Annotated in this window: 20 protein-coding genes; 4 read left to right on the top strand and 16 right to left on the bottom strand. The window is 56.9% G+C overall.

From position 1 onward, the window contains the following. Positions 1-19: 19 nt before the first annotated feature. From lysS to xerD, 5 genes are all read right to left on the bottom strand, one after another. Positions 20-1537 (bottom strand): lysine--tRNA ligase, encoded by a 1518-nt coding sequence (lysS, locus tag ABTW00_RS04010; protein WP_433638980.1) that lies wholly within the window; start codon positions 1535-1537, stop codon positions 20-22. A gap of 9 nt (positions 1538-1546) precedes the next feature. Beyond that, a protein-coding gene (gene prfB, locus ABTW00_RS04005) for a peptide chain release factor 2 (RefSeq protein ID WP_100249904.1) occupies positions 1547-2645 on the bottom strand; the annotation gives its coding sequence in 2 pieces (ribosomal slippage) (positions 1547-2569 and positions 2571-2645; 1098 coding nt in all). Between the two features lie 89 nt (positions 2646-2734). Next, positions 2735-4468, bottom strand: a complete 1734-nt coding sequence (gene recJ, locus ABTW00_RS04000; RefSeq protein ID WP_271448149.1) for a single-stranded-DNA-specific exonuclease RecJ — start codon at positions 4466-4468, stop codon at positions 2735-2737. Positions 4469-4473: 5 nt separating this feature from the next. Next, a complete protein-coding gene (gene dsbC, locus ABTW00_RS03995; RefSeq protein WP_065355981.1) occupies positions 4474-5187 on the bottom strand; it encodes a bifunctional protein-disulfide isomerase/oxidoreductase DsbC in 714 nt (237 codons plus the stop codon). Between the two features lie 22 nt (positions 5188-5209). After that, the gene (gene xerD, locus ABTW00_RS03990) at positions 5210-6106 is read right to left on the bottom strand and encodes a site-specific tyrosine recombinase XerD (RefSeq protein ID WP_064542785.1); all 897 of its coding nucleotides are present in this window, start codon (positions 6104-6106) and stop codon (positions 5210-5212) included. Between the two features lie 102 nt (positions 6107-6208). On the opposite strand from xerD, the gene fldB reads away from it, so the two are divergent. Further along, positions 6209-6730 carry a flavodoxin FldB gene (gene fldB, locus ABTW00_RS03985; RefSeq protein WP_064542782.1) on the top strand — a complete coding sequence of 174 codons (522 nt, stop codon included), beginning with the start codon at positions 6209-6211 and terminating at the stop codon, positions 6728-6730. On the opposite strand, the gene ABTW00_RS03980 is transcribed toward fldB, so the two are convergent. Both ABTW00_RS03980 and sdhE read right to left on the bottom strand, forming a co-directional pair. Continuing rightward, entirely contained in the window at positions 6727-7140 is a 414-nt protein-coding gene (locus ABTW00_RS03980) for a protein YgfX (RefSeq protein WP_064542779.1), read from the bottom strand. The genes fldB and ABTW00_RS03980 overlap by 4 nt on opposite strands. After that, positions 7121-7387, bottom strand: a complete 267-nt coding sequence (gene sdhE, locus ABTW00_RS03975) for an FAD assembly factor SdhE (RefSeq protein WP_064542776.1) — start codon at positions 7385-7387, stop codon at positions 7121-7123. The genes ABTW00_RS03980 and sdhE overlap by 20 nt, the downstream gene beginning before the upstream one ends. Positions 7388-7630: 243 nt before the next feature. Between sdhE and ygfZ the strand changes: the two genes are divergently transcribed. Beyond that, entirely contained in the window at positions 7631-8614 is a 984-nt protein-coding gene (gene ygfZ, locus ABTW00_RS03970) for a tRNA-modifying protein YgfZ (RefSeq protein WP_433638975.1), read from the top strand. Between the two features lie 154 nt (positions 8615-8768). Here ygfZ and trhA read toward each other — a convergent pair whose 3' ends face one another. Together trhA and yqfB are read right to left on the bottom strand one after the other, a co-directional pair. Beyond that, the gene (gene trhA / locus ABTW00_RS03965) at positions 8769-9431 is read right to left on the bottom strand and encodes a PAQR family membrane homeostasis protein TrhA (RefSeq protein WP_433638973.1); all 663 of its coding nucleotides are present in this window, start codon (positions 9429-9431) and stop codon (positions 8769-8771) included. A 158-nt stretch (positions 9432-9589) separates the two neighbouring features. Further along, entirely contained in the window at positions 9590-9904 is a 315-nt protein-coding gene (gene yqfB / locus ABTW00_RS03960) for a N(4)-acetylcytidine aminohydrolase (protein ID WP_433638971.1), read from the bottom strand. A gap of 51 nt (positions 9905-9955) precedes the next feature. Here yqfB and ABTW00_RS03955 point away from each other — a divergent pair, with 51 nt between their 5' ends. After that, on the top strand, positions 9956-10684 hold the full coding sequence (locus ABTW00_RS03955; protein WP_065355987.1) for a MurR/RpiR family transcriptional regulator: 729 nt from the start codon (positions 9956-9958) through the stop codon (positions 10682-10684). 120 nt (positions 10685-10804) lie between these two features. Next, positions 10805-12238: a 6-phospho-beta-glucosidase gene (locus ABTW00_RS03950; protein ID WP_433638969.1), complete on the top strand. Its 1434-nt coding sequence runs from the start codon at positions 10805-10807 to the stop codon at positions 12236-12238. 93 nt (positions 12239-12331) lie between these two features. Here ABTW00_RS03950 and ABTW00_RS03945 read toward each other — a convergent pair whose 3' ends face one another. From ABTW00_RS03945 to pepP, 7 genes are all read right to left on the bottom strand, one after another. After that, on the bottom strand, positions 12332-13075 hold the full coding sequence (locus tag ABTW00_RS03945; RefSeq protein ID WP_433638967.1) for an SDR family oxidoreductase: 744 nt from the start codon (positions 13073-13075) through the stop codon (positions 12332-12334). A gap of 59 nt (positions 13076-13134) precedes the next feature. Next, positions 13135-16008 carry an aminomethyl-transferring glycine dehydrogenase gene (gene gcvP, locus ABTW00_RS03940; protein WP_433638965.1) on the bottom strand — a complete coding sequence of 958 codons (2874 nt, stop codon included), beginning with the start codon at positions 16006-16008 and terminating at the stop codon, positions 13135-13137. 217 nt (positions 16009-16225) lie between these two features. Then, positions 16226-16615, bottom strand: coding sequence for a glycine cleavage system protein GcvH (gene gcvH, locus ABTW00_RS03935; protein WP_064542751.1), 390 nt, complete (start codon positions 16613-16615; stop codon positions 16226-16228). Positions 16616-16641: 26 nt separating this feature from the next. Next, complete coding sequence (gene gcvT, locus ABTW00_RS03930; RefSeq protein ID WP_271447722.1) at positions 16642-17736, bottom strand: glycine cleavage system aminomethyltransferase GcvT; 1095 nt, start codon at positions 17734-17736, stop codon at positions 16642-16644. A 392-nt stretch (positions 17737-18128) separates the two neighbouring features. Further along, positions 18129-19331, bottom strand: coding sequence for an FAD-dependent 2-octaprenylphenol hydroxylase (gene ubiI, locus ABTW00_RS03925; protein ID WP_433638962.1), 1203 nt, complete (start codon positions 19329-19331; stop codon positions 18129-18131). Positions 19332-19349: 18 nt separating this feature from the next. After that, positions 19350-20528, bottom strand: coding sequence for a 2-octaprenyl-6-methoxyphenyl hydroxylase (gene ubiH, locus ABTW00_RS03920; RefSeq protein ID WP_433638960.1), 1179 nt, complete (start codon positions 20526-20528; stop codon positions 19350-19352). Then, positions 20525-21841, bottom strand: coding sequence for a Xaa-Pro aminopeptidase (pepP, locus tag ABTW00_RS03915; RefSeq protein ID WP_433638958.1), 1317 nt, complete (start codon positions 21839-21841; stop codon positions 20525-20527). The genes ubiH and pepP overlap by 4 nt, the downstream gene beginning before the upstream one ends. Positions 21842-21885: the final 44 nt, after the last annotated feature.

The raw sequence follows: 21885 nt of genomic DNA, 5'->3' as shown, positions 1-21885 counted from the left end.
TCACCTTTCGCTCTCGCGATTATTTCACCGGACGCATTGCCGGGAACAGAATCACGTCGCGGATGGTATGGCTGTTGGTGAACAGCATAACCATACGGTCGATACCAATCCCCAGACCTGCGGTCGGCGGCAGACCGTGTTCCAGCGCGGTAACGTAGTCTTCGTCGTAGAACATCGCTTCGTCATCGCCCGCTTCTTTAGCGTTAACCTGATCCTGGAAGCGCTGCGCCTGATCTTCTGCGTCGTTCAGCTCGCTGAAACCGTTACCGATTTCGCGGCCACCGATGAAGAATTCAAAGCGGTCAGTGATTTCCGGGTTCACGTCGTTACGGCGCGCCAGCGGAGAAACCTCGGCCGGGTACTCGGTGATGAAGGTCGGCTGAATCAGGTGCGCTTCTGCCACTTCCTCGAAGATCTCGGTCACGATACGGCCCAGACCCCAGCTCTTCTCAACGTGTACGCCGATGCTTTCTGCAATCGCTTTTGCGGAGTCAAAGTTATCCAGATCGGCCATCTCCGTTTCCGGGCGGTATTTCTTGATAGCTTCACGCATGGTCAGTTTTTCGAACGGCTTGCCGAAGTCGAAAGTCTGGTCGCCGTAAGGCACCGCGGTGTGGCCCAGAATATCCTGCGCCAGGGTACGGAACAGGGATTCGGTCAGCTCGATCAGATCTTTGTAATCTGCGTACGCCATGTAGAGTTCCATCATGGTGAACTCAGGGTTGTGGCGAACGGAGATGCCTTCGTTACGGAAGTTACGGTTGATTTCGAACACGCGTTCGAAGCCGCCAACCACCAGACGCTTCAGGTACAGTTCCGGCGCGATACGCAGGTACATGTCCAGATCCAGCGCGTTGTGATGGGTGATGAAAGGACGAGCGGACGCGCCGCCTGGGATCACCTGCATCATCGGCGTTTCTACTTCCATAAAGCCGCGGCCCACCATGAACTGACGGATACCCGCCAGAATCTGAGAGCGCAATTTGAAAGTCTTGCGGGATTCATCGTTAGAGATGAGATCCAGGTAACGCTGACGGTAGCGCGCTTCCTGATCCTGCAGACCGTGGAATTTATCCGGCAGCGGACGCAGCGCTTTGGTCAGCAGACGCAGTTCGGTGCAGTGGATAGACAGTTCACCGGTTTTGGTTTTGAACAGCTTACCTTTCGCGCCCAGAATATCGCCGAGGTCCCATTTCTTGAACTGCTCGTTGTAGATGCCTTCCGGCAGATCGTCACGCGCGACGTACAGCTGAATACGGCCGCCAACGTCCTGCAGCGTAACGAAGGACGCTTTACCCATAATACGGCGGGTCATCATACGGCCCGCAACGGAGACCTCGATATTCAGCGCTTCGAGTTCTTCGCCTTCCTTATCATCAAATTTCGCATGCAGAAGGTCTGAGGTGCTGTCGCGACGGAAATCGTTCGGGAACGGGATGCCCTGCTCACGCAGTGCAGCCAGCTTCTCGCGGCGTGCCTTCATTTCATTGTTAAGATCGACTACCTCGTCAGCGCCTTGTGCGTTTTGTTCAGACATGTTGGTTCCTCATAGCCCTGCTTTCAAACTTGCTTCGATAAATTGATCCAGACTTCCGTCCAGTACCGCCTGCGTATTGCGGGTTTCCACCCCAGTGCGCAGGTCTTTAATACGGGAATCGTCCAGGACATACGAACGAATCTGACTCCCCCAGCCGATATCAGACTTGTTGTCTTCCATCGCCTGTTTTTCCGCGTTCTTTTTCTGCATTTCCAGTTCATAAAGCTTCGCTTTCATCTGCTTCATGGCCTGGTCTTTGTTCTTGTGCTGGGAACGGTCGTTCTGGCACTGGGTCACAATCCCGGTCGGGATGTGGGTAATACGCACCGCAGATTCCGTACGGTTAACGTGCTGGCCGCCCGCGCCGGAGGCACGGTAAACGTCGATACGCAGATCCGCCGGGTTGATGTCGATATCGATATCGTCATCCACTTCCGGGTACACGAACGCGGAGCTAAAGGAGGTGTGGCGACGGCCGCCGGAGTCGAACGGGCTCTTACGCACCAGGCGGTGAACGCCGGTTTCGGTACGCAGCCAGCCGTAGGCGTAATCGCCGGAGATTTTAATGGTCACGGATTTAATCCCGGCCACTTCCCCTTCGGACTCTTCGATGATTTCAGTTTTAAAGCCGCGCGCTTCTGCCCAACGCAGATACATACGCTCGAGCATGCTTGCCCAGTCCTGCGCTTCAGTACCGCCGGAACCGGCCTGGATATCAAGGTAGCAATCGGCGTTGTCATATTCGCCTGAGAACATACGACGGAACTCGAGCTGCGCCAGCTTCTCTTCCAGCGTGTCCAGCTCGGCAACGGCTTCGTTGAAGGTGTCTTCGTCGTCGGCTTCTACAGCCAGTTCCAGCAGGCCGGAAACGTCTTCCAGGCCCTGGGCCATTTGGTCGAGGGTATCGACGATCGCTTCAAGGGAAGAACGCTCTTTGCCCAGCGCCTGCGCGCGTTCGGGTTCGTTCCAGACATCCGGCTGTTCCAGCTCGGCGTTTACTTCTTCCAGACGCTCTTTCTTAGCATCATAGTCAAAGATACCCCCTAAGAACGTCGGAACGCTCCGTGAGGTCCTGAATGCGATTATTTACCGGGTTTATTTCAAACATGGTCTATTTTCTTTTAATGGACGAGAAAAATGCGGTTATAAGAGCGGAATCTTAGCGGATTCCCGCCCTTATTTACAGTGTAAGAGATGCTAAATCGGCCACAGATGCTCGATGATCAACTGTAAGCTCCGGTTGCCGCGAAACTCGTTAATGTCCAGCCGGTAGGCCAGAGTCACTTCGCGCACGCCGTTATCCGGCCAGGCGGTCGTGTCAACGTTGAAGGCGATACCGTCCAGCAGCGGGCCGCCGCCAACCGGTTCAACCATCACTTTCAGGTGACGTTCGCCCACCAGCCGCTGCTGCAACAGGCGAAAACGCCCGTCAAACAGCGGTTCCGGGAACATCTGCCCCCACGGGCCAGCGTCACGCAGCATCTGCGCCATTTCCAGCGTCATCTCCTGCGGACTCAGTTCGCCGTCGGAAAGGATCTCCCCTTGCAGCAGCGCCGGATCCAACCATTCGGTCACCAGCTCGCCAAAGCGGCGCTGGAACTCTTCAAAGCGTTCTTCTTCCAGCGAAAGCCCCGCCGCCATCGCGTGGCCGCCAAACTTCAGCATCAACCCCGGATGCAGCGTGTCCAGACGCTCCAGCGCATCGCGCATATGCAGCCCCTGAATAGAACGCCCGGAACCTTTCAGTTGGCCGTTCCCCGCGGGGGCAAACGCAATCACCGGACGGTGGAAGCGCTCTTTGATGCGCGAAGCGAGAATACCCACCACGCCCTGATGCCACTCCGGATGATACATCGCCAGCCCGCCGGGCAGCTCGGCGCGGCTGCGCTCAAGCTGCTCGCACAGCGTCAGCGCTTCCGCCTGCATCCCCTGCTCTATTTCTTTACGGGTCTGGTTTAAGGCGTCCAGTTCATTTGCCAGCACGCGCGCTTCACCGAGGTTGTCGCACAACAGCAGCGCCACGCCGACCGACATGTCGTCCAGCCGCCCGGCGGCGTTCAGACGCGGCCCAAGCGCAAAGCCCAGATCGCTGGCCACCAGTTTAGCCGCGTCGCGGTTGGCAATCTCCAGTAGCGCCTTGATGCCCGGACGGCAGACGCCCGCACGAATGCGGCTCAGCCCCTGGTAGGTCAAAATACGGTTGTTGACGTCCAGGGGCACCACGTCAGCCACGGTGCCCAGCGCCACCAGATCGAGAAATTCGACAATCTTCGGCGCCGCAATGCCGCGAGACTCAAACCAACCTTTCTCTTTCAGATGGTTACACAGCACCAGCATCAGGTAGAACGCCACACCAACGCCCGCCAGCGACTTCGACGGGAAGGGGCAATCCACGAGATTCGGGTTCACCATCGCATCGGCGTTGGGCAACGTTTCGCCCGGCAGGTGGTGATCGGTCACCAGCACGCGGATCCCGAGACTGTGCGCATGATCGACACCGGCATGGGACGAGATCCCATTGTCCACCGTCATGATCATTTGTGCGCCGCGCGCGTGAGCCTGATCGACCACTTCCGGGCTTAAGCCGTAACCATCTTCAAAACGGTTCGGTACCAGATATTCCACGCTGCGACAGCCCATCGCCCGCAGCGACAGTACGCTCAGCGCGGTACTGGTTGCGCCATCGGCGTCGAAGTCGCCCACCACCATAATGCGCAGGTTATTCTCAAAGGCATCGTGCAGCATCTCGACGGCTTTCTCGACGCCGGTCAAGGTACGCCAGTGCAGCATACCTTTCAGGCCGCGCTCGAGATCGTCCGGCGACTTCACGCCACGGCTGGCGTACAGGCGACGCAGCAGCGGCGAAAGCTCTGCGGGCAAGGTGATGGATTCATCCACCTCTCGGCGGCGAAGTTGAGTCTGTTGTTTCACGCGAATTATTTACCGCTGGTCTGTTTTTGATGTTCGTCGAGGAACGCTTTCATCTCTTTCGGGCCCTGATAGCCCGGCACCATAAAGCCATCGCTCAGCACGATAGCCGGCGTGCCGGTGACGCCAAACTGCACGCCCAGCGCATAGTGGTTCGCGATGTCGATATCGCAGGTCGCCGCCTGCACGCCCTTGCCGTTCATCGCGTCGTCGAACGCTTTATTGCGGTCTTTCGCGCACCAAATAGATTTCATATCCTGCTCGGCCTGGCTTTGCACGCCCTGACGCGGGAAGGCCAGGTAGCGCACGGTGATGCCCAGCGCATTGTAGTCTTTCATCTCTTCATGCAGCTTGTGGCAGTAGCCGCAGGTGATGTCGGTAAAGACGGTAATGACGTGTTTTTCCTGCGGCGCTTTGTAAACGATCATCTCTTTTTCCAGCGCCTTCAGGTGGGTCATCAACAGCGCGTTGGTCACGTTAACCGGCTGCGCGCCGCTTACGTCATACATCGGCCCCTGGATAATGTGCTTGCCGTCGTCGGTGACGTACAGCACGCCGCTGTTGGTCAGCACGGTTTTCATGCCCGCAACCGGCGCGGGCTGAATGTCGGTACTCTGTACGCCGAGCTTAGCGAGCGACTGCTTGATCGCGGCGTCATCTGCGTGGGCCAGGCCGGAGAACGCGGCGGCCAGCAGGGTAAACATCATTAAACCTTTTTTCATAATCCGTCCTTTTAAATCAGCATCATGCGCGTGGATGATGCTGTTGGTGGAGTTGTCGCAGCCGCTCGGTCGCAACGTGCGTATAAATTTGGGTCGTCGACAAATCGCTGTGCCCCAGCAGCATTTGCACCACGCGCAGGTCCGCGCCGTGGTTGAGCAGATGGGTGGCAAACGCGTGTCGTAATACGTGCGGCGACAGCTTTTCGCTGTCGATTCCCGCTAGCTGGGCATAATGTTTAATACGGTGCCAGAAGGTCTGTCGGGTCATCTGCTGCGCGCGCTGACTGGGAAACAGCACATCAATCGCCACACCGTTCAGCAGCCACGGGCGGCCATGTTCCAGCCAGTTTTCCACCCAGTAGACCGCCTCTTCGCCCAGCGGCACCAGACGTTCTTTATTGCCCTTACCGATCACCCGCACCACGCCCTGACGCAGGCTGATGTCGCTCATTGTCAGGCCGACCAGTTCCGACACGCGCAGTCCGGTCGCGTAGAGTACCTCAAGCATAGCTTTATCGCGTAGCTCCAGCGGCTGATCCACCAGCGGCGCCTGCAACAGGCGTTCAACCTGTGCCTCACTGAGATCTTTCGGCAGCCGCTGCGGCAGTTTCGGCGAAGCCAGCAGCGCGCTGGGATCGTCCTGACGTATTTTTTCGCGGTACAGATGCTGGAAAAAGCGCCGCATGGCGCTCAGCAGACGCGCGGAACTGGTCGCCTTATAGCCGCCCTGCTGACGCTCGGCGAGTAAGTTTTGCAGATCGTCGCTCTGAACGCTTTCCAGCGTCAGGTTTCGATGCGCCAGCCATTCGACCACCATGGTCAGATCCCGACGATAGGCGCTGAGGGTATTTTCCGCCAGATTACGCTCCAGCCACAGCGCATCAAGAAACTGTTCAATTCGCGCAAGATCCTTTTCCACTTCGAGCCCTCTGCGTGTTAAATCAGCACCATTATGCCTGAATCAGGCCCCTTTCTGGTACACTAGCCGCATCGTCATCGCAAGAATCGAGAGCAGTACGTCATGAATATCGGCCTTTTTTACGGTTCCAGCACCTGCTACACCGAGATGGCAGCGGAGAAAATTCGCGACATTATCGGCCCGGAACTGATCACATTACATAACCTGAAAGATGATTCCCCGGCCTTAATGGAGCAATACGACGTGCTCATTCTGGGGATTCCAACCTGGGATTTCGGTGAGATTCAGGAAGATTGGGAAGCGGTCTGGGAGCAGTTGGATACGCTGAACCTCGAAGGTAAAATCGTCGCGCTATACGGCATGGGCGACCAGCTCGGCTACGGCGAATGGTTCCTCGATGCGCTGGGCATGTTGCACGACAAACTGGCGACCAAAGGCGTGAAATTTGTCGGCTACTGGCCGACTGAAGGCTATGAGTTCACCAGCCCGAAACCCGTCATCGCCGATGGGCAGCTGTTTGTTGGCCTCGCGCTGGACGAAACCAATCAGTATGACCTCAGCGACGAACGCATTCAGAGCTGGTGCGAACAGATTCTCGGCGAAATGGCCGAACAGTTCTCTTAATGCTTAGTGGGCGCGGGCTGCTGCAGGAGAATCCGCCGCAGATCGCGCCACTCTTCCGGGTTCATGCTATCCGCTGCCAGCCAGAGATGTTGGCGACGACCGCCCGGACGGCGAATCCGCAGCATCATGCCCGAATTCAGCATCCACGGTGCCCCCAGAATTTCCCACTCCTGATTACGCCAGCGCAACCGGGAATCCATCAGCAGCTTAATCTCCCCCTGGTGTGAGTGAATACGTCGTTGGCTGCGCACGCAGTCAAACACCACCAGCGACAATAAAAGCAGCCAGAGCGGGGTGTAGCTCAGCGGCCACGGCATCAGCAGCACAAACGCCGCCACCAGCCCGTGGAGCAGTAAAGAGAGCCACTGTGAGCGCCAGGAGACGCGTAAATCAGATTGCCACAGGACCACGTTCCCGATTCCGTGTCTGAATAAGTTGCACCATGCGCTGAAGGCTAGCATCGGCCGGTTCGCCGTGATTCATCAACCAGTTGAAAAGGTCCGGATCGTCACACTCCAGCAGACGAATAAAGAGGGCCTTGTCTTCATCGCTCAGCGTGTCGTACTCATATTCAAAGAACGGCATGATGGAGATGTCGAGTTCGCGCATACCGCGGCGGCATGCCCAATGGATACGGGCTTTATTATTGATGTCCATAATTTCCTTCCAGCATTACGTTGCTACTAGTTTAACGTGTTTTTTGCAGTTACTTTACTGGAATATCACGTTGCACGCGTCATATTCCAAAAAAAGCCATGCGAAATGAAGGGTTTTCATCTTATTACGCGCCGCTTCGCAGAACGCGCGAACGGCACAAAACGGCCATCGAAAGCGCTTGCAATGGCGGACATCTCTTTTACCATGAACAAATAAGCGCGTTACTCAATTCAGGATATCAATATGGCTTTTACTCCTTTTCCTCCACGTCAGCCCTCCGCCTCCGCGCGTTTACCGCTGACGTTAATGACGCTTGATGATTGGGCGCTGGCGACCATTTCCGGTGCCGACAGTGAAAAGTATCTGCAGGGCCAGGTGACCGCAGATGTGGCGCAGCTTGATGAGCACCAACATCTTCTGGTCGCTCACTGCGATGCCAAGGGTAAAATGTGGAGCAACCTGCGTCTGTTCCGTCGCCAGGACGGTTTCGCCTGGATTGAGCGTCGCAGCGTGCGTGAAGCACAGCTGACCCAGTTGAAGAAATACGCCGTGTTCTCAAAAGTCACCATCGCCGCCGATGATGCGCTGGTGTTGCTGGGCGTTGCCGGATTCCAGGCTCGCGCCGCGCTGGCGAATCTCTTTACCGAGCTGCCGGGGGCCGGGAAACCTTGCCTGCAGGAAGGTGATACGTCTCTGCTGTGGTTTGCTCATCCGGAAGAACGTTTCCTGTTGGTGACCGACGAAGCAACCGCCGAGCGCGTGACCGAGGCGTTGCGCGGTGAAGCGCAGCTTAACAACAGCCAGCAGTGGCTGGCGCTGAATATTGAAGCCGGTTTGCCGGTGATTGATGAAGTGAACAGCGCGCAGTTTATTCCGCAGGCCACTAACCTACAGGCGCTAGGCGGCATCAGCTTTAAGAAAGGCTGCTACACCGGTCAGGAGATGGTGGCGCGCGCGAAATTCCGCGGCGCCAACAAGCGCGCGCTGTGGACGCTGGCCGGTAAAGCCTCTCGCGTACCACAAGCCGGGGAAGATTTAGAACTGCAGATGGGCGATAACTGGCGTCGTACCGGCACGGTGCTGGCCGCGGTACAGCTCGATGACGGCCAACTGCTGGTGCAGGTTGTGATGAACAACGATATGGAAGCCGACAGCGTATTCCGCGTGCGCGACGATGCCAACACCTTAAGCATCAAGCCGCTGCCGTATTCATTAGACGAAGAGTAATTAGGTTTGGCATAACACTGCAATATTCCGTAGGCCTGATAAGCGTAGCGCCATCAGGCTATCCAGTGCCGGGGCCGGATGGCGGTGTTGTCTCATCCGGCCGACAAAAATATATCCCGGGAGAGGCATTTACCTGCCCGGGGTTACGCTGAAGCTAGGCGTGTTGGCCCACGTACAGATAAATCGCCAGAAAATGACAAGCGCTACCGCCCAGTACAAACGCGTGCCAGATAGCGTGGTTGTATGGAATCCGCTTGCAGACATAGAAAATCACCCCCAGCGAATACACAACACCTCCGACCGCCAGCAGCGTCACGCCGCCAATCGCCAGCTTCACCGCCAGCTGATACACCACAATCAGCGATAGCCAGCCCATGGTCAGATAGGTCACCAGCGACAGCACCTTAAAGCGATGCGCGATGGTCAGCTTAAACAGAATCCCCAGCAGCGCCAGGCTCCAGATAACAATCATCAACCCGCGGGCGAGCGGAGAATCTAACCCCACCAGCAGAAACGGCGTGTAGGTACCGGCAATCAGCAGGTAGATGGCGCAGTGGTCGAATTTCTTCAGCCAGACTTTGGCCCGCCGCGAAGGAATGGCGTGGTACAGCGTCGAGGCGAGAAACAGCAGAATCATACTGCCGCCGTACAGGCTATAGCTGGTGATGGCGGTCGCGCTGGCATTGGCGTCAACGGCCTGCACCAGCAACAAAACCAGCCCGACGATGCCGAGCACAAAACCGACACCGTGACTAATGCTATTGGCAACTTCCTCTGCCAGAGAGTATCCCTGCTGAATGAGTGGTTTCTTATCCATTACGCGCTCCGGGCGAACGACAAATCAAGCAACGGCACTAGCGTAACTGAGAATGGTTCCAGTGAACACATGTAAGCTAAAATAAAAAGGTGATTTTTTGTAAAATAAGAATAATCAATAAGTTAACAAACTCATTCAACTAACAGGTGTACGCTTTTTCATTTAATACATTTAAATTCAATAACATAAAAGATGTTCTCACCGGGGTAGATGTCGGTAATCACCTGTTTAAGCTGCGGAAGCGTCATGTTTTCCTGCTCCGCGTGGCGCTCGGTGAGGGTATCCAGGGTTACGGTTGAGGTGGCAAGGACTTCAATTGTGCAGAAGTACCCGTCATCTTCATAGCGCCCGACACGCAAAATATCACCGGTTTTGAAATGGGATTCTGCCGCATCGCGCAGCGTAATGGTCTTGCGCCCGGCAACAATGTCATCCTGAAAGCGCTGAAAAAAAGTGATGTCGTTAGGCTGCATGGTATTATTCCCTTTAGGTTTTCAAATTAACGAGTATCCGCCACCGTGAGCATGTTCTCCCACGCCGCTATCGCCAGCCTCAATAATCTTGAGATGATGGTCTATCACTATGTCATCAAAAATCGCGACACGGTAATGTACATGACCATTCGTGAGCTGGCCGACGCGGCGGGCGTCTCCACCACCACGGTGATGCGCTTCTGCCGCAAGCTCAACTGCGATGGCTACTCGGAGTTTCGCGTTCGCTTCAAATTATATCTGGAGCAGGAAGAACCGCAGCAGACTAATTTCGGCGCCAGTGAAATTATCAGCTTTTTTAAAAGCGTCAATAATGATGAGTTTGATAAACTGCTGGATCGCGCGGTCGACGTTATTCTCGCCTCTGAGCGTATTATTTTTGTCGGCGCGGGGACTTCAGGGTCCTTAGCAAAATATGGTGCGCGGTTCTTTTCTAATATAGGAAAGTTCAGTAACCATATCGATGACCCTTATTTTCCGGTCACCAATGATATGGCCAAAAATGCGCTGGCAATTGTGCTCTCCGTCTCTGGCGAAACCGAAGAGATCCTCCGTTTTGCCAGCCAGTTTAGCCTGCACCACTGTAAAGTCATGTCGATCACCAGCCATGAACACTCGCGTCTGGCGAAGCTGGCGGATTTCAATCTCTCCTGGCACGTCTCGCAAACGCGTATTGCCGGCGTTTACGATATTACGACGCAGATTCCGGTTATCTATATTCTGGAGTCATTAGGCCGCAAACTGGCGAAGAAATTAGCATAAAAATACAGGGTGTTTTTTCGATGTAACATATGCCCTGAGGGGTAATTTGTTATATCGTGACATTTAATATTCCTTTGTTAGACTCCGTATTATTAAATCTAATCTGCGAGCCTGACAAAGATGAAAAAACTGACCTTACCGAAAGACTTTTTATGGGGTGGCGCGGTTGCTGCACACCAGGTTGAAGGCGGCTGGAACAAAGGCGGCAAAGGCCCCAGCATCTGTGATGTGCTCACCGGCGGCGCGCACGGCGTACCGCGCGAAATAACCCAGGAAGTGGTGCCGGGTAAATACTATCCCAACCACGAAGCTATCGACTTCCACGGGCACTACAAAGAAGACATCAAGCTGTTCGCCGAGATGGGCTTCAAATGCTTCCGCACGTCGATTGCCTGGACCCGCATCTTCCCGAACGGCGATGAAAGCCAGCCCAACGAAGAAGGGCTGAAATTCTACGACGACATGTTCGATGAGCTGCTCAAATACAACATTGAGCCGGTAATTACCCTCTCCCACTTTGAAATGCCGCTGCACCTGGTGCAGGAATACGGCGGCTGGACCAACCGCAAAGTCGTTGATTTCTTTGTCCACTTCTCCGAAGTGGTCTTCGAGCGCTACAAAAATAAGGTCAAATACTGGATGACCTTCAATGAAATCAACAACCAGCGCAACTGGCGCGCGCCGCTTTTCGGCTACTGCTGCTCCGGCGTGGTTTACACCGAGCATGAAAATCCGGAAGAGACTATGTACCAGGTGCTGCACCATCAGTTCGTGGCCAGTGCCCTCGCGGTAAAAGCCGCGCGTCGCATTAACCCCGAGATGAAAGTCGGCTGCATGCTGGCGATGGTGGCGCTCTATCCGTTCTCCTGCAAGCCGGAAGATGTGATGTTCGCCCAGGAATCGATGCGCGAGCGCTACGTGTTTACCGACGTGCAGCTGCGCGGCTACTACCCAAGCTACGTGCTCAACGAATGGGAACGCCGTGGCTTCAACATCAGGATGGAAGCCGGCGATGAGGCCATTCTGCGTGAAGGCACCTGCGACTACCTCGGCTTTAGCTACTATATGACCAACGCCGTGAAGGCAGAAGGCGGCAGCGGCGATGCCATTTCCGGCTTTGAAGGCAGCGTGCCGAACCCGCACGTGAAAGCCTCCGACTGGGGCTGGCAGATTGACCCGGTCGGCCTGCGCTATTCGCTGTGTGAGCTGTACGAACGCTATCAGAAGCCGCTGTTTATCGTGGAAAACGGCTTCGGCGCTTACGATAAGGTGGAAGAAGACGGCAGCATCAATGATGACTACCGTATTGACTATCTGCGCGCGCACGTTGAAGAGATGATGAAGGCGGTAACCTATGACGGCGTCGACCTGATGGGCTATACGCCATGGGGCTGTATCGACTGCGTGTCGTTCACCACCGGGCAGTACAGCAAGCGCTATGGCTTCATCTATGTGAACAAGCACGATGACGGTACGGGCGATATGTCGCGTTCACGGAAGAAGAGTTTTGAGTGGTATAAGGCGGTGATTGCCAGCAACGGCGAGAGTCTGTGATTTTTGCCGGATGGCGCTGCGCTTATCCGGCCTACGGAAACTTAACCTGTAGGCCGGATAAGGCGTTTACGCCGCCATCCGGCAATCAAAACGCTATTTTCCGCCCGCCAGCTCAATAAAACTCCCCGTCACATACGACGCCTTGTCGCTCAGCAACCAGACAATCGCCTGCGCCACTTCTTCCGGCTGGCCGCCGCGCTGCATCGGCAGGACGGATTTTACCCGGTCAACGCGCCCCGGCTCGCCGCCGTCGGCATGCATTTCGGTATAGATAAAGCCTGGCCTGACGCCGTTCACGCGAATCCCCTGCGCCGCCACTTCAATCGACAGCCCGGTAGTCAGCGTGTCAATCGCCCCTTTCGACGCGGCATAGTCGACATACTCGCCCGGCGATCCAAGACGCGCCGCGGCCGAGGAGACATTGACAATCCCCCCGCCCTTCCCGCCGTGCGGTATCGCCATGCGCTTTACTGCTTCCCGACAGCACAGGAAATAGCCGGTCACGTTAGTGGTTAACACCCGATTAATCCGCTCAGCGGTTAACGCCTCTACGCGGCTTTGGGTGAACAACACCCCAGCATTATTCACCAACGCCATCAACGGTTCCGGTTGCTTGTCGAGCAGGGCAAACATCGCTTCCACCTGTGCTTCATCGCCAATATCCGCCTGCACCGCAAAGGCGTTACCGCCTGCCGCTGTAATGGTATTGACGACCTCTCCCGCCGCCTGCGCGTTCTGGTGGTAGTTCACCGCCACCGTATACCCTTCCTGTGCCAGCTGTAGCGCGGTAGCCCGGCCAATCCCCCGACTGGCGCCGGTCACTAATGCAAGAGCCATACATTTCTCCCAAAAATAAAGGCGCCGTAGCGCCTTTAGAAGATAGTGCAATCAATGGATTACTGGTATTCGCTCATCGGTACGCAGGAGCAGAACAGGTTACGGTCGCCGTAAACGTCATCAAGACGTTTTACGGTCGGCCAGTATTTGTTCGCCATGCCCGCCGGGAAAACGGCCAGCTCGCGGCTATAACCGTGATTCCACTCGGCCACCAGCTCATTCTGGGTGTGCGGAGAGTTCACCAGCGGGTTATCTTCCAGCGTCCACTCGCCCGCTTTCACGCGGTCGATTTCACTGCGAATCGCCAGCATCGCGTCGATAAAGCGGTCCAGTTCAGCTTTACCTTCAGACTCCGTCGGCTCAACCATCAGGGTACCCGCCACCGGGAAGGACATGGTCGGCGCATGGAAACCGTAGTCGATCAGGCGCTTAGCAATATCCAGCTCGCTGATGCCGGTCTCTTCTTTCAGCGGACGAATATCCAGAATACATTCATGCGCCACGTGGCCATGGCTACCGGTATACAGCACCGGATAAGCGTCTTTCAGGCGGGTCGCAATGTAGTTGGCGTTGAGGATCGCCACCTGGCTTGCCTGCTTCAGCCCTTCCGCGCCCATCATACGGATATACATCCAGCTGATAGGCAGAATAGACGCGCTGCCGAACGGCGCTGCGGATACCGCGCCCTGACGGGTCAGCATGCCTTCAATATGCACCACGCTGTGGCCCGGCACGAACGGCGCCAGGTGAGATTTCACGCCGATAGGCCCCATACCTGGGCCGCCGCCGCCGTGCGGAATGCAGAATGTTTTGTGCAGGTTGAGGTGCGAAACGTCCGCGCCGATAAAGCCCGGAGAAGTAATACCCACTTGAGCGTTCATGTTCGCGCCATCGAGGTATACCTGGCCGCCGAACTGGTGCACGATTTCGCACACTTCACGGATGGTTTCTTCATACACGCCGTGGGTGGACGGATAGGTCACCATGATGCAAGAAAGATTGTCGGCATGCTGCTCCGCCTTCGCGCGCAGATCCGCCAGATCGATGTTACCGTTCTTATCGCAGGCCACGACCACGACCTGCATCCCCGCCATCTGCGCAGAAGCCGGGTTAGTACCGTGGGCAGAACTTGGAATCAGGCAGATATCACGATGGCCGTCGTTGCGGCTTTCATGATAGTGACGAATCGCCAGCAGGCCCGCGTACTCGCCCTGCGCGCCCGAGTTCGGCTGCATGCACAGCGCGTCGTAGCCGGTCAGTTTCACCAGCCACTCGGAAAGCTGACCGATCATCTGATGGTAGCCCTCAGCCTGATCAACCGGGCAGAACGGGTGCAGTTCGGCAAATTCCGGCCAGGTGATTGGGATCATTTCTGCTGCGGCGTTCAGTTTCATGGTGCAGGAACCCAGCGGGATCATCGCCTGGTTCAGCGCCAGATCTTTACGCTCCAGCGAGTGCATATAGCGCATCATCTCGGTTTCGCTGTGGTAGCGGTTAAAGACCGGATGGCTGAGGATCGCATCGTCGCGCAGCATGCTGTTCTGAATAGAGCGGCTGTCGAGCGCCACGTCTTTATCGAGCGTGTCGATATCCAGACCATGGTTTTCACCAAGGATCACGCTAAACAGCGCCAGCACGTCTTCACGGGTGGTGGTTTCGTTCAGGGTCACGCCCACGGCATTAATGATGTCGCTACGCAGGTTAATTTCGGCAGCCTGCGCGCGCGCCAGCACCGCCGCTTTATCCGCCACTTCCACGCACAGGGTGTCGAAGAAGTGCGCATGGCGCAGCTTCAGCCCTTTCTTCTGCAGGCCGGTCGCCAGAATATCGGTCAGGCGATGAATACGGTTCGCGATACGTTTCAGGCCAACCGGACCGTGGAAGACCGCGTACAGGCTGGCAATGTTGGCCAGCAGCACCTGAGAGGTACAGATGTTGGAGTTAGCTTTCTCGCGGCGAATGTGCTGCTCGCGAGTCTGCATCGCCATGCGCAGCGCGGTATTGCCCGCCGCATCTTTCGATACGCCGATAATACGGCCCGGCATGGCGCGTTTGAATTCATCTTTAGCGGCAAAGAATGCCGCGTGCGGGCCACCGTAGCCCATCGGAACACCGAAGCGCTGGGCTGAGCCGAAGACAATGTCCGCGCCTTGTTTACCCGGCGCAGTTAACAACACCAGCGCCATAAAGTCAGCGGCAACGCTCACCACCACTTTGCGGGATTTCAGTTCTGCAATCAGTTTGCTGTAATCATGCACTTCGCCAGTAGTACCCACCTGCTGCAGCAGTACGCCAAAGACGTCCTGATGCTCCAGCGCTTTGTCGGCGTCATCGACGATAACGTCAAAACCAAAGGTTTCCGCACGAGTACGAACCACGTCCAGCGTTTGCGGATGGACATCAGCCGCAACGAAGAAGCGATTTGCGTTCTTCAGCTTGCTTACGCGCTTGGCCATCGCCATCGCTTCTGCGGCGGCAGTCGCTTCATCCAGCAGGGAAGCGGAAGCCATATCGAGACCGGTCAGATCCAGCGTAACCTGCTGGAAGTTAAGCAGCGCTTCAAGGCGGCCCTGAGACACTTCCGGTTGATACGGAGTATAAGCGGTGTACCAGCCTGGGTTTTCCAGCATATTGCGCAGGATAACCGGCGGCAGCTGCACCGGGGTGTAGCCCATGCCAATGTACGACTTAAAGCGCTTGTTGCGACCCGCAATCGCCTTCAGCTCCGCCAGCGCGGCGAATTCTGTGGTGGCCTCGCCTACCTGAGGCGGCGTGGCAAGCTGGATATCTTTCGGCACGATCTGTTCAATCAGTGCGTTGAGTGAATCCGCGCCAACCGTTTTGAGCATCTCTTGCTGCTGCTGGGCATCCGGCCCGATGTGACGTTCAATAAACGCGCCACGGTTTTCAAGCTGGCTTAAAGTCTGTGTCATGAGCGATGGTTCCTGAAACGTGCGGTGAATCGTGATTGTCTAACTGACCTGCCCGGTGGCGCTCCGCTTACCGGGCCTACAAACAACGCCGAATACGCAAAATAATTCGTGCTGCAGGAAGGCGGCAAGTAAGTGCATGCCCAGGAGCGTACATAAGTACGTGACTGGACTGAACGAACGCAGCCAACGCGCCTGCAGCGCGAAGTATGAAGCGTATTTACTCGTCTTCTAATAATGCTTCGTATGCGGTCGCGTCCAGCAGTGCGGCAACTTCCGCCTCGTCGCTGGCCTTGATCTTGAAGATCCAACCGCCGGCGTACGGTTCGCTGTTTACCAGCTCCGGTGAATCACCCAGTTCTTCGTTAACCGCAACGATTTCGCCGCTGATTGGCGCGTAGATATCGGAAGCCGCTTTCACGGACTCCGCTACCGCGCAGTCATCGCCCGCGCTGACGGTCGCGCCGACTTCCGGCAGGTCAACAAACACCATGTCGCCCAGTAACTCCTGCGCGTGCTCGGTGATCCCCACGGTGTAGCTGCCGTCGGCTTCTTTGCGCAGCCATTCGTGTTCTTTACTGTATTTCAGTTCTGCTGGTACGTTGCTCATCAAAAAATCTCCAGAATAATAATCGGTTACGCCACGGCCTTGCCGTTACGTACAAAAACAGGTTTGGTGACCTTCACCGGCATTTCACGGTTACGGATTTGCACAATCGCCGTCTCGCCAATGCCCTGAGGGACACGAGCCAGCGCAATACTATGGCCTAAGGTCGGCGAGAAAGTCCCGCTGGTGATCACACCTTCACGCGCATTGCCGTTATCATCGGTAAAACGCACCGGCAGTTCGCCGCGCAGCACGCCTTTTTCGGTCATCACCAGGCCCACCAATTGGTCAGTGCCTTTCTCGCGTTCCAGTTCCAGCACGTCGCGACCGATAAAGTTGCGATCGGCCGGTTCCCAGGCGATGGTCCAGCCCATATTCGCCGCCAGCGGAGAGACGCCTTCGTCCATCTCCTGGCCGTACAGGTTCATACCGGCTTCCAGACGCAGCGTATCGCGCGCGCCCAGGCCGCAAGGCTTCACCCCTGCCTGGACCAGTTGCTGCCAGAAATCCGCCGCCTGCGCTTTCGGCAGGGCAATTTCATAGCCCGCTTCGCCGGTATAGCCGGTGGTGGCGATAAAGAAATCGCCCGCCTGCACGCCAAAGAATGGCTTCATGCCTTCTACCGCGTGGCGCTGTTCATCGCTAAACAGCGTGCCCGCTTTCGCCTGCGCATTTGGCCCCTGCACCGCAATCAGCGACAGGTCGTCACGAACGGTGATATCAATGGCATAAGGTTCAGCGTGTTGAGTAATCCAGGAGAGGTCTTTTTCGCGGGTGGCGGAGTTAACGACGAGGCGGAAGAAATCTTCGGTGAGGTAGTAAACGATCAGGTCATCAATCACGCCGCCCGATGCGTTCAACATCCCGCTATAAAGCGCTTTGCCGGGTTTGGTGAGCTTCGCCACGTCGTTGGCCAGCAGATAGCGCAGAAACTCGCGGGTGCGCGGGCCGTGCAAATCGACGATCGTCATGTGCGACACATCGAACATCCCGGCGTCGGTACGCACCGCATGGTGCTCATCAATCTGCGACCCATAGTGCAGCGGCATCATCCAGCCGTGGAAATCTACCATACGCGCGCCACATAACACGTGCTGGTCATACAAAGGCGTTTGTTGAGCCATCATGTCCTCGTTGAATATATCGCACCACAAAAACACGCGCCGACGCCCGTCCAGGCACCGACGCAAACGTTCTCTTTTCCCTGAACTTACCACCGAACACCGTGCTAAACCATCAGGAAAAAAGGGACATCACATTAGCTTATGACCAAAAGCCGCCAAAAAGCATACAGAGGAATCAACTGGAAAAAAGCGAATTACACCACATTTAATTAACAATAATGGTTAACAATTCAGCATAAGATAATATTTCATGCGAAAAACAGGGCGACTTTCCCGTAACATAAAATTTGATGGATTAATAAAACTAATGCGAAAAAATGGGTGAAATTAGAATTTTTCAAATGAGGGGGAAGACTCCCGGTGGAACCACCGGGAGTAAAAGTGTGAGCGACTTAACGAAGCCACTCCGGCAGGTCGTTCAGGCCCATCGCCTGACGGATCAGCTGTGGTTTTACGCCGGGCAGCGTATCGGCGAGTTTAAGACCAATATCGCGCAGCAGTTTTTTCGCCGGGTTCTCGCCGGCAAACAGTTCACGGAAGCCCTGCATTCCCGCCAGCATCAACGCGGCGCTGTGCTTGCGGCTGCGTTCGTAGCGACGCAGATAGAAATGCTGGCCGATGTCTTTCCCCTGCGCATGCAGACGTTTGAGCTCTTCAATCAACTCGGCGGCGTCCATAAAGCCCAGGTTAACCCCCTGCCCCGCCAACGGATGAATGGTGTGCGCCGCGTCGCCGACCAGCGCCAGACGGTGCGCGGCAAACTGGCGCGCGTAACGCCCGGTCAGCGGGTAAACCTGCCGCTCGCTCTCCACCCGGCAAAGACCCAGGTGGTTATCAAAGGCAATGTTCAGCGCTTTGTTGAACTCGCTTTCCTCCGCCTGCTGCATCCGCTGCGCCTCTTCCGGCGACAGCGACCAGACGATAGAACACAGATGCGGATCGCTAAGCGGCAGGAAAGCCAGGATGCCGTCGCCGTGGAAGCTCTGACGTGCTACCGCATCGTGCGGCGCGTCGGTGCGAACGGTCGCCACCAGCGCATGATGCCGGTAGTCCCAGAACGTCAGCGGTATATCGGCTTTGCTTCGCAGCCAGGAGTTGGCGCCATCGGCTCCCACCACCAGACGTGCGGTCAGCATGCCGCCGTCTTTCAGCGTCAGAAACGCTTCGTTTTCGCCCCAGGCGACCTGCTGCAATTCCGCAGGCGCCATCAGGGTGATATCCGCGCTACGCTCGGCTTTCTGCCACAGTGCATGGTGAATAACCGCATTTTCAACGATATGCCCCAGATGGCTGTAACCCATGCTGCGATCGTCAAACGCAATGCGGCCAAAACTGTCTTTATCCCACACTTCCATGCCGTGGTAGCGGCTGACGCGCTGCGCGACAATCGCCTGCCAGACATCCAGCTTTGACAGCAGCTTTTCGCTGCCGGCATTAATGGCGGATACGCGCAGCGCAGGCGGCGCATCGGCGGCCAACGCTTGCGGCAGAGATTGTTCCAGCACGGCAACCCGCAGGCCGCTGCCCTGTAAACCGCAGGCCACCGCCAGCCCGACCATACCACCGCCTACGATGGCAACATCAACACTTTGCACATTCACTCCTTACAGCTCTTAACGGGCGACCCAGCCCAGCGTCCGCTGCGCCAGTACATCACGGGCAGGGGTAAATAATTCCATCGCCATCAGCCCCACGTTGCGCCCGACAACCAGCGGTGCCCAACGGTTAGCAAACAGATGCACCAGCCCATCGGTAACGCCGATGGTGGCGGCTTTATCCTCCGCCCGCTGACGCTGGTACTGGCAGAGCAGCGCATAGTCGCCGATATCCTGACGCGCGGCGTGCGCCTGCGCCAGGTTTTCCGCCAGCGTCATCACATCGCGCAAGCCGAGGTTAAACCCCTGCCCGGCGATAGGATGCAGCGTTTGCGCGGCATTGCCTACCAGCGCCAGACGGTGCGAAACCGTACGTGTCGCGGTGGTCAGGGAGAGAGGGTATACGTTGCGCGCTCCCGCCTGAGTGATACGCCCTAAACGCCAGCCGAACGCACGCTGCAGTTCGTCACAGAAACGCGAATCAGACCAGCCGAGCACCTCATCGTGGCGTTCACGTGGATGGCACCACACCAGCGAGCAGCGGTTCTGCGACATCGGCAGCATCGCCAGCGGACCCTGCTCGGTAAAGCGCTCAAACGCGCGCCCGTGATGCGGGATAGCGGTGGTAACGTTCGCAATCACCGCCAGCTGATTATACGGCTCCTGCTGCCAGTGAATTCCGCAGCGTTCACCTAGCGTTGATCGCGAGCCGTCGGCCGCCACCAGCAGTTTGCCGCGCAGCGTTTCGCCGTTATCCAGCGTGACGCTAACGCCGTCAGTTTGCCGCTCAACCTGCGCCACGCGCGATGGGCAGTGTAGCGTCACGCCGGCGGCGCGGCGCAGCAGGCTGAACAGCCGCTGACCAACGTCGTGCAGTTCAACCACGTTGCCCAGCGCCCCCAGACGGTAGTCCTGAGCCTCCAGCGTGACAAACCCGGCATGACCGCGATCGCTCACGTGAACAGTGGTTATCGGGGTGGCGCAGTCGGCGATAGCTTGCCAGAGATTGATCTTCGCCAGCTGTTGGCAGGTGCCCGCAGCCAGCGCGATCGCCCGGGCATCAAAGCCTGGGTGTTGAGCACCGTCGATATCTGCTGCTTCAATCAGATGCACCGGCAGACGGCCCGCCGTCAGCTGCGATACCGCCAGCGCCAGCGTCGCACCGGTCATCCCGCCGCCGACAATAATCAGGCTCATAGCTGGCGCGCCGCCGCCATCAGCGCTTCGATGTCGTCCGCATCCTTCACGACGCTCGCCGTCAGGTTTTCATTGCCGTCTTCGGTAATGAGGATATCGTCTTCAATACGAACGCCGATGCCGCGATACTCCGCCGGTACGTCGGCATCCGGCGCAATATACAGGCCCGGTTCAACGGTCAGCACCATGCCCGGCTCCAGTACACGAGAACGGTCAGGGCCGTACACGCCCACATCGTGAACGTCCAGCCCCAGCCAGTGGCTCAGGCCATGCATAAAGTACGGACGGTGCGCGTTATCGGCGATCAACTGGTCAATCTCGCCTTTGAGGATCCCCAGGCCGTGCAGCCCTGTCACCATGATACGCACCACTTCGCCGGTGACTTCCTGAATGGAGGTGCCCGGACGGTACAGCTCGAGCGCCTTGTACAGCGACGCCAGCACGATGTCGTAGATAGCACGCTGCGCCGGGGTAAATTTGCCGTTTACCGGGAAGGTACGGGTGATGTCACCGGCGTAGCCTTTGTATTCACAGCCCGCGTCAATCAGCACCAGCTCGCCATCGCGCAGTTCAGATTCATTTTCGGTGTAGTGCAGAATGCAGCCGTTTTCACCGCCGCCGACGATGGTGTTGTAAGACGGATAGCGGGCGCCATGGCGGGTAAATTCGTGAAGAATCTCGCCTTCCAGCTGATATTCAAACATCCCCGGACGGCATTTCTCCATCGCGCGGGTATGCGCCAGCGCGCTGATTTCACCGGCGCGGCGCAGGATGTCAATCTCTTCGCTGTCCTTGAACAGGCGCATTTCGTACACCATCGGACGCCAGTCGATCATCGCGTCCGGCGCGGTCAGATTCTGACGCGAACCTTTGCGCAGTTTATCCAGCGCGGTGAAGACAATCTCGTCAGCCCAGGCATATTCCCCCTGCGCGTGATAAATCACGTCAAGGCCGTTCAGCAACTGGAACAGCTGCTGGTTGATTTCACTGAATGCCAGCGCGCGGTCAACGCCCAGTTTTTCCGGCGCTGCGTCCTGTCCTAAGCGGCGGCCAAACCAGATTTCCGCCGTCAGGTCGCGAACGCGGTTGAACAGCACGCTGTGATTGTGGGTGTCATCGCTTTTAATCAGCACCAGCAAGGCTTCCGGCTCGTTGAAGCCGGTGAAGTACCAGAAATCGCTGTTCTGGCGATAGGGATACTCAGAATCCGCGCTGCGCGTCACCTCTGGCGCGGCAAAAATTAGCGCCGCGCTGCCTGGCTTCATTTGCGCCAGCAGTGCCTGGCGGCGGCGGAGAAACGCTTGCTGTGTCATGACATCTCCTTTCAATCCCTTCGCGCTGCGACGAGCAGAGCAGG

Source organism: Kluyvera georgiana, from assembly GCF_050990895.1.
In the GTDB taxonomy this organism is placed as follows: domain Bacteria; phylum Pseudomonadota; class Gammaproteobacteria; order Enterobacterales; family Enterobacteriaceae; genus Kluyvera; species Kluyvera georgiana.
This window is presented reverse-complemented; position numbering and strand designations above follow the sequence as displayed.

Excerpts from the sequence above, each read along its gene's own strand:
- ABTW00_RS03950 (WP_433638969.1), top strand. The coding sequence starts at position 10,805 with ATGAAAAAACTGACCTTACCGAAAGACTTTTTATGGGGTGGCGCGGTT.
- ABTW00_RS03945 (WP_433638967.1), bottom strand. The coding sequence starts at position 13,075 with ATGGCTCTTGCATTAGTGACCGGCGCCAGTCGGGGGATTGGCCGGGCT.
- dsbC (WP_065355981.1), bottom strand. The coding sequence starts at position 5,187 with ATGAAAAAAGGTTTAATGATGTTTACCCTGCTGGCCGCCGCGTTCTCC.
- gcvP (WP_433638965.1), bottom strand. The coding sequence starts at position 16,008 with ATGACACAGACTTTAAGCCAGCTTGAAAACCGTGGCGCGTTTATTGAA.
- ABTW00_RS03955 (WP_065355987.1), top strand. The coding sequence starts at position 9,956 with ATGTTCTCCCACGCCGCTATCGCCAGCCTCAATAATCTTGAGATGATG.
- ubiH (WP_433638960.1), bottom strand. The coding sequence starts at position 20,528 with ATGAGCCTGATTATTGTCGGCGGCGGGATGACCGGTGCGACGCTGGCG.
- sdhE (WP_064542776.1), bottom strand. The coding sequence starts at position 7,387 with ATGGACATCAATAATAAAGCCCGTATCCATTGGGCATGCCGCCGCGGT.
- fldB (WP_064542782.1), top strand. The coding sequence starts at position 6,209 with ATGAATATCGGCCTTTTTTACGGTTCCAGCACCTGCTACACCGAGATG.
- trhA (WP_433638973.1), bottom strand. The coding sequence starts at position 9,431 with ATGGATAAGAAACCACTCATTCAGCAGGGATACTCTCTGGCAGAGGAA.
- lysS (WP_433638980.1), bottom strand. The coding sequence starts at position 1,537 with ATGTCTGAACAAAACGCACAAGGCGCTGACGAGGTAGTCGATCTTAAC.
- gcvT (WP_271447722.1), bottom strand. The coding sequence starts at position 17,736 with ATGGCTCAACAAACGCCTTTGTATGACCAGCACGTGTTATGTGGCGCG.
- yqfB (WP_433638971.1), bottom strand. The coding sequence starts at position 9,904 with ATGCAGCCTAACGACATCACTTTTTTTCAGCGCTTTCAGGATGACATT.
- pepP (WP_433638958.1), bottom strand. The coding sequence starts at position 21,841 with ATGACACAGCAAGCGTTTCTCCGCCGCCGCCAGGCACTGCTGGCGCAA.
- gcvH (WP_064542751.1), bottom strand. The coding sequence starts at position 16,615 with ATGAGCAACGTACCAGCAGAACTGAAATACAGTAAAGAACACGAATGG.
- ygfZ (WP_433638975.1), top strand. The coding sequence starts at position 7,631 with ATGGCTTTTACTCCTTTTCCTCCACGTCAGCCCTCCGCCTCCGCGCGT.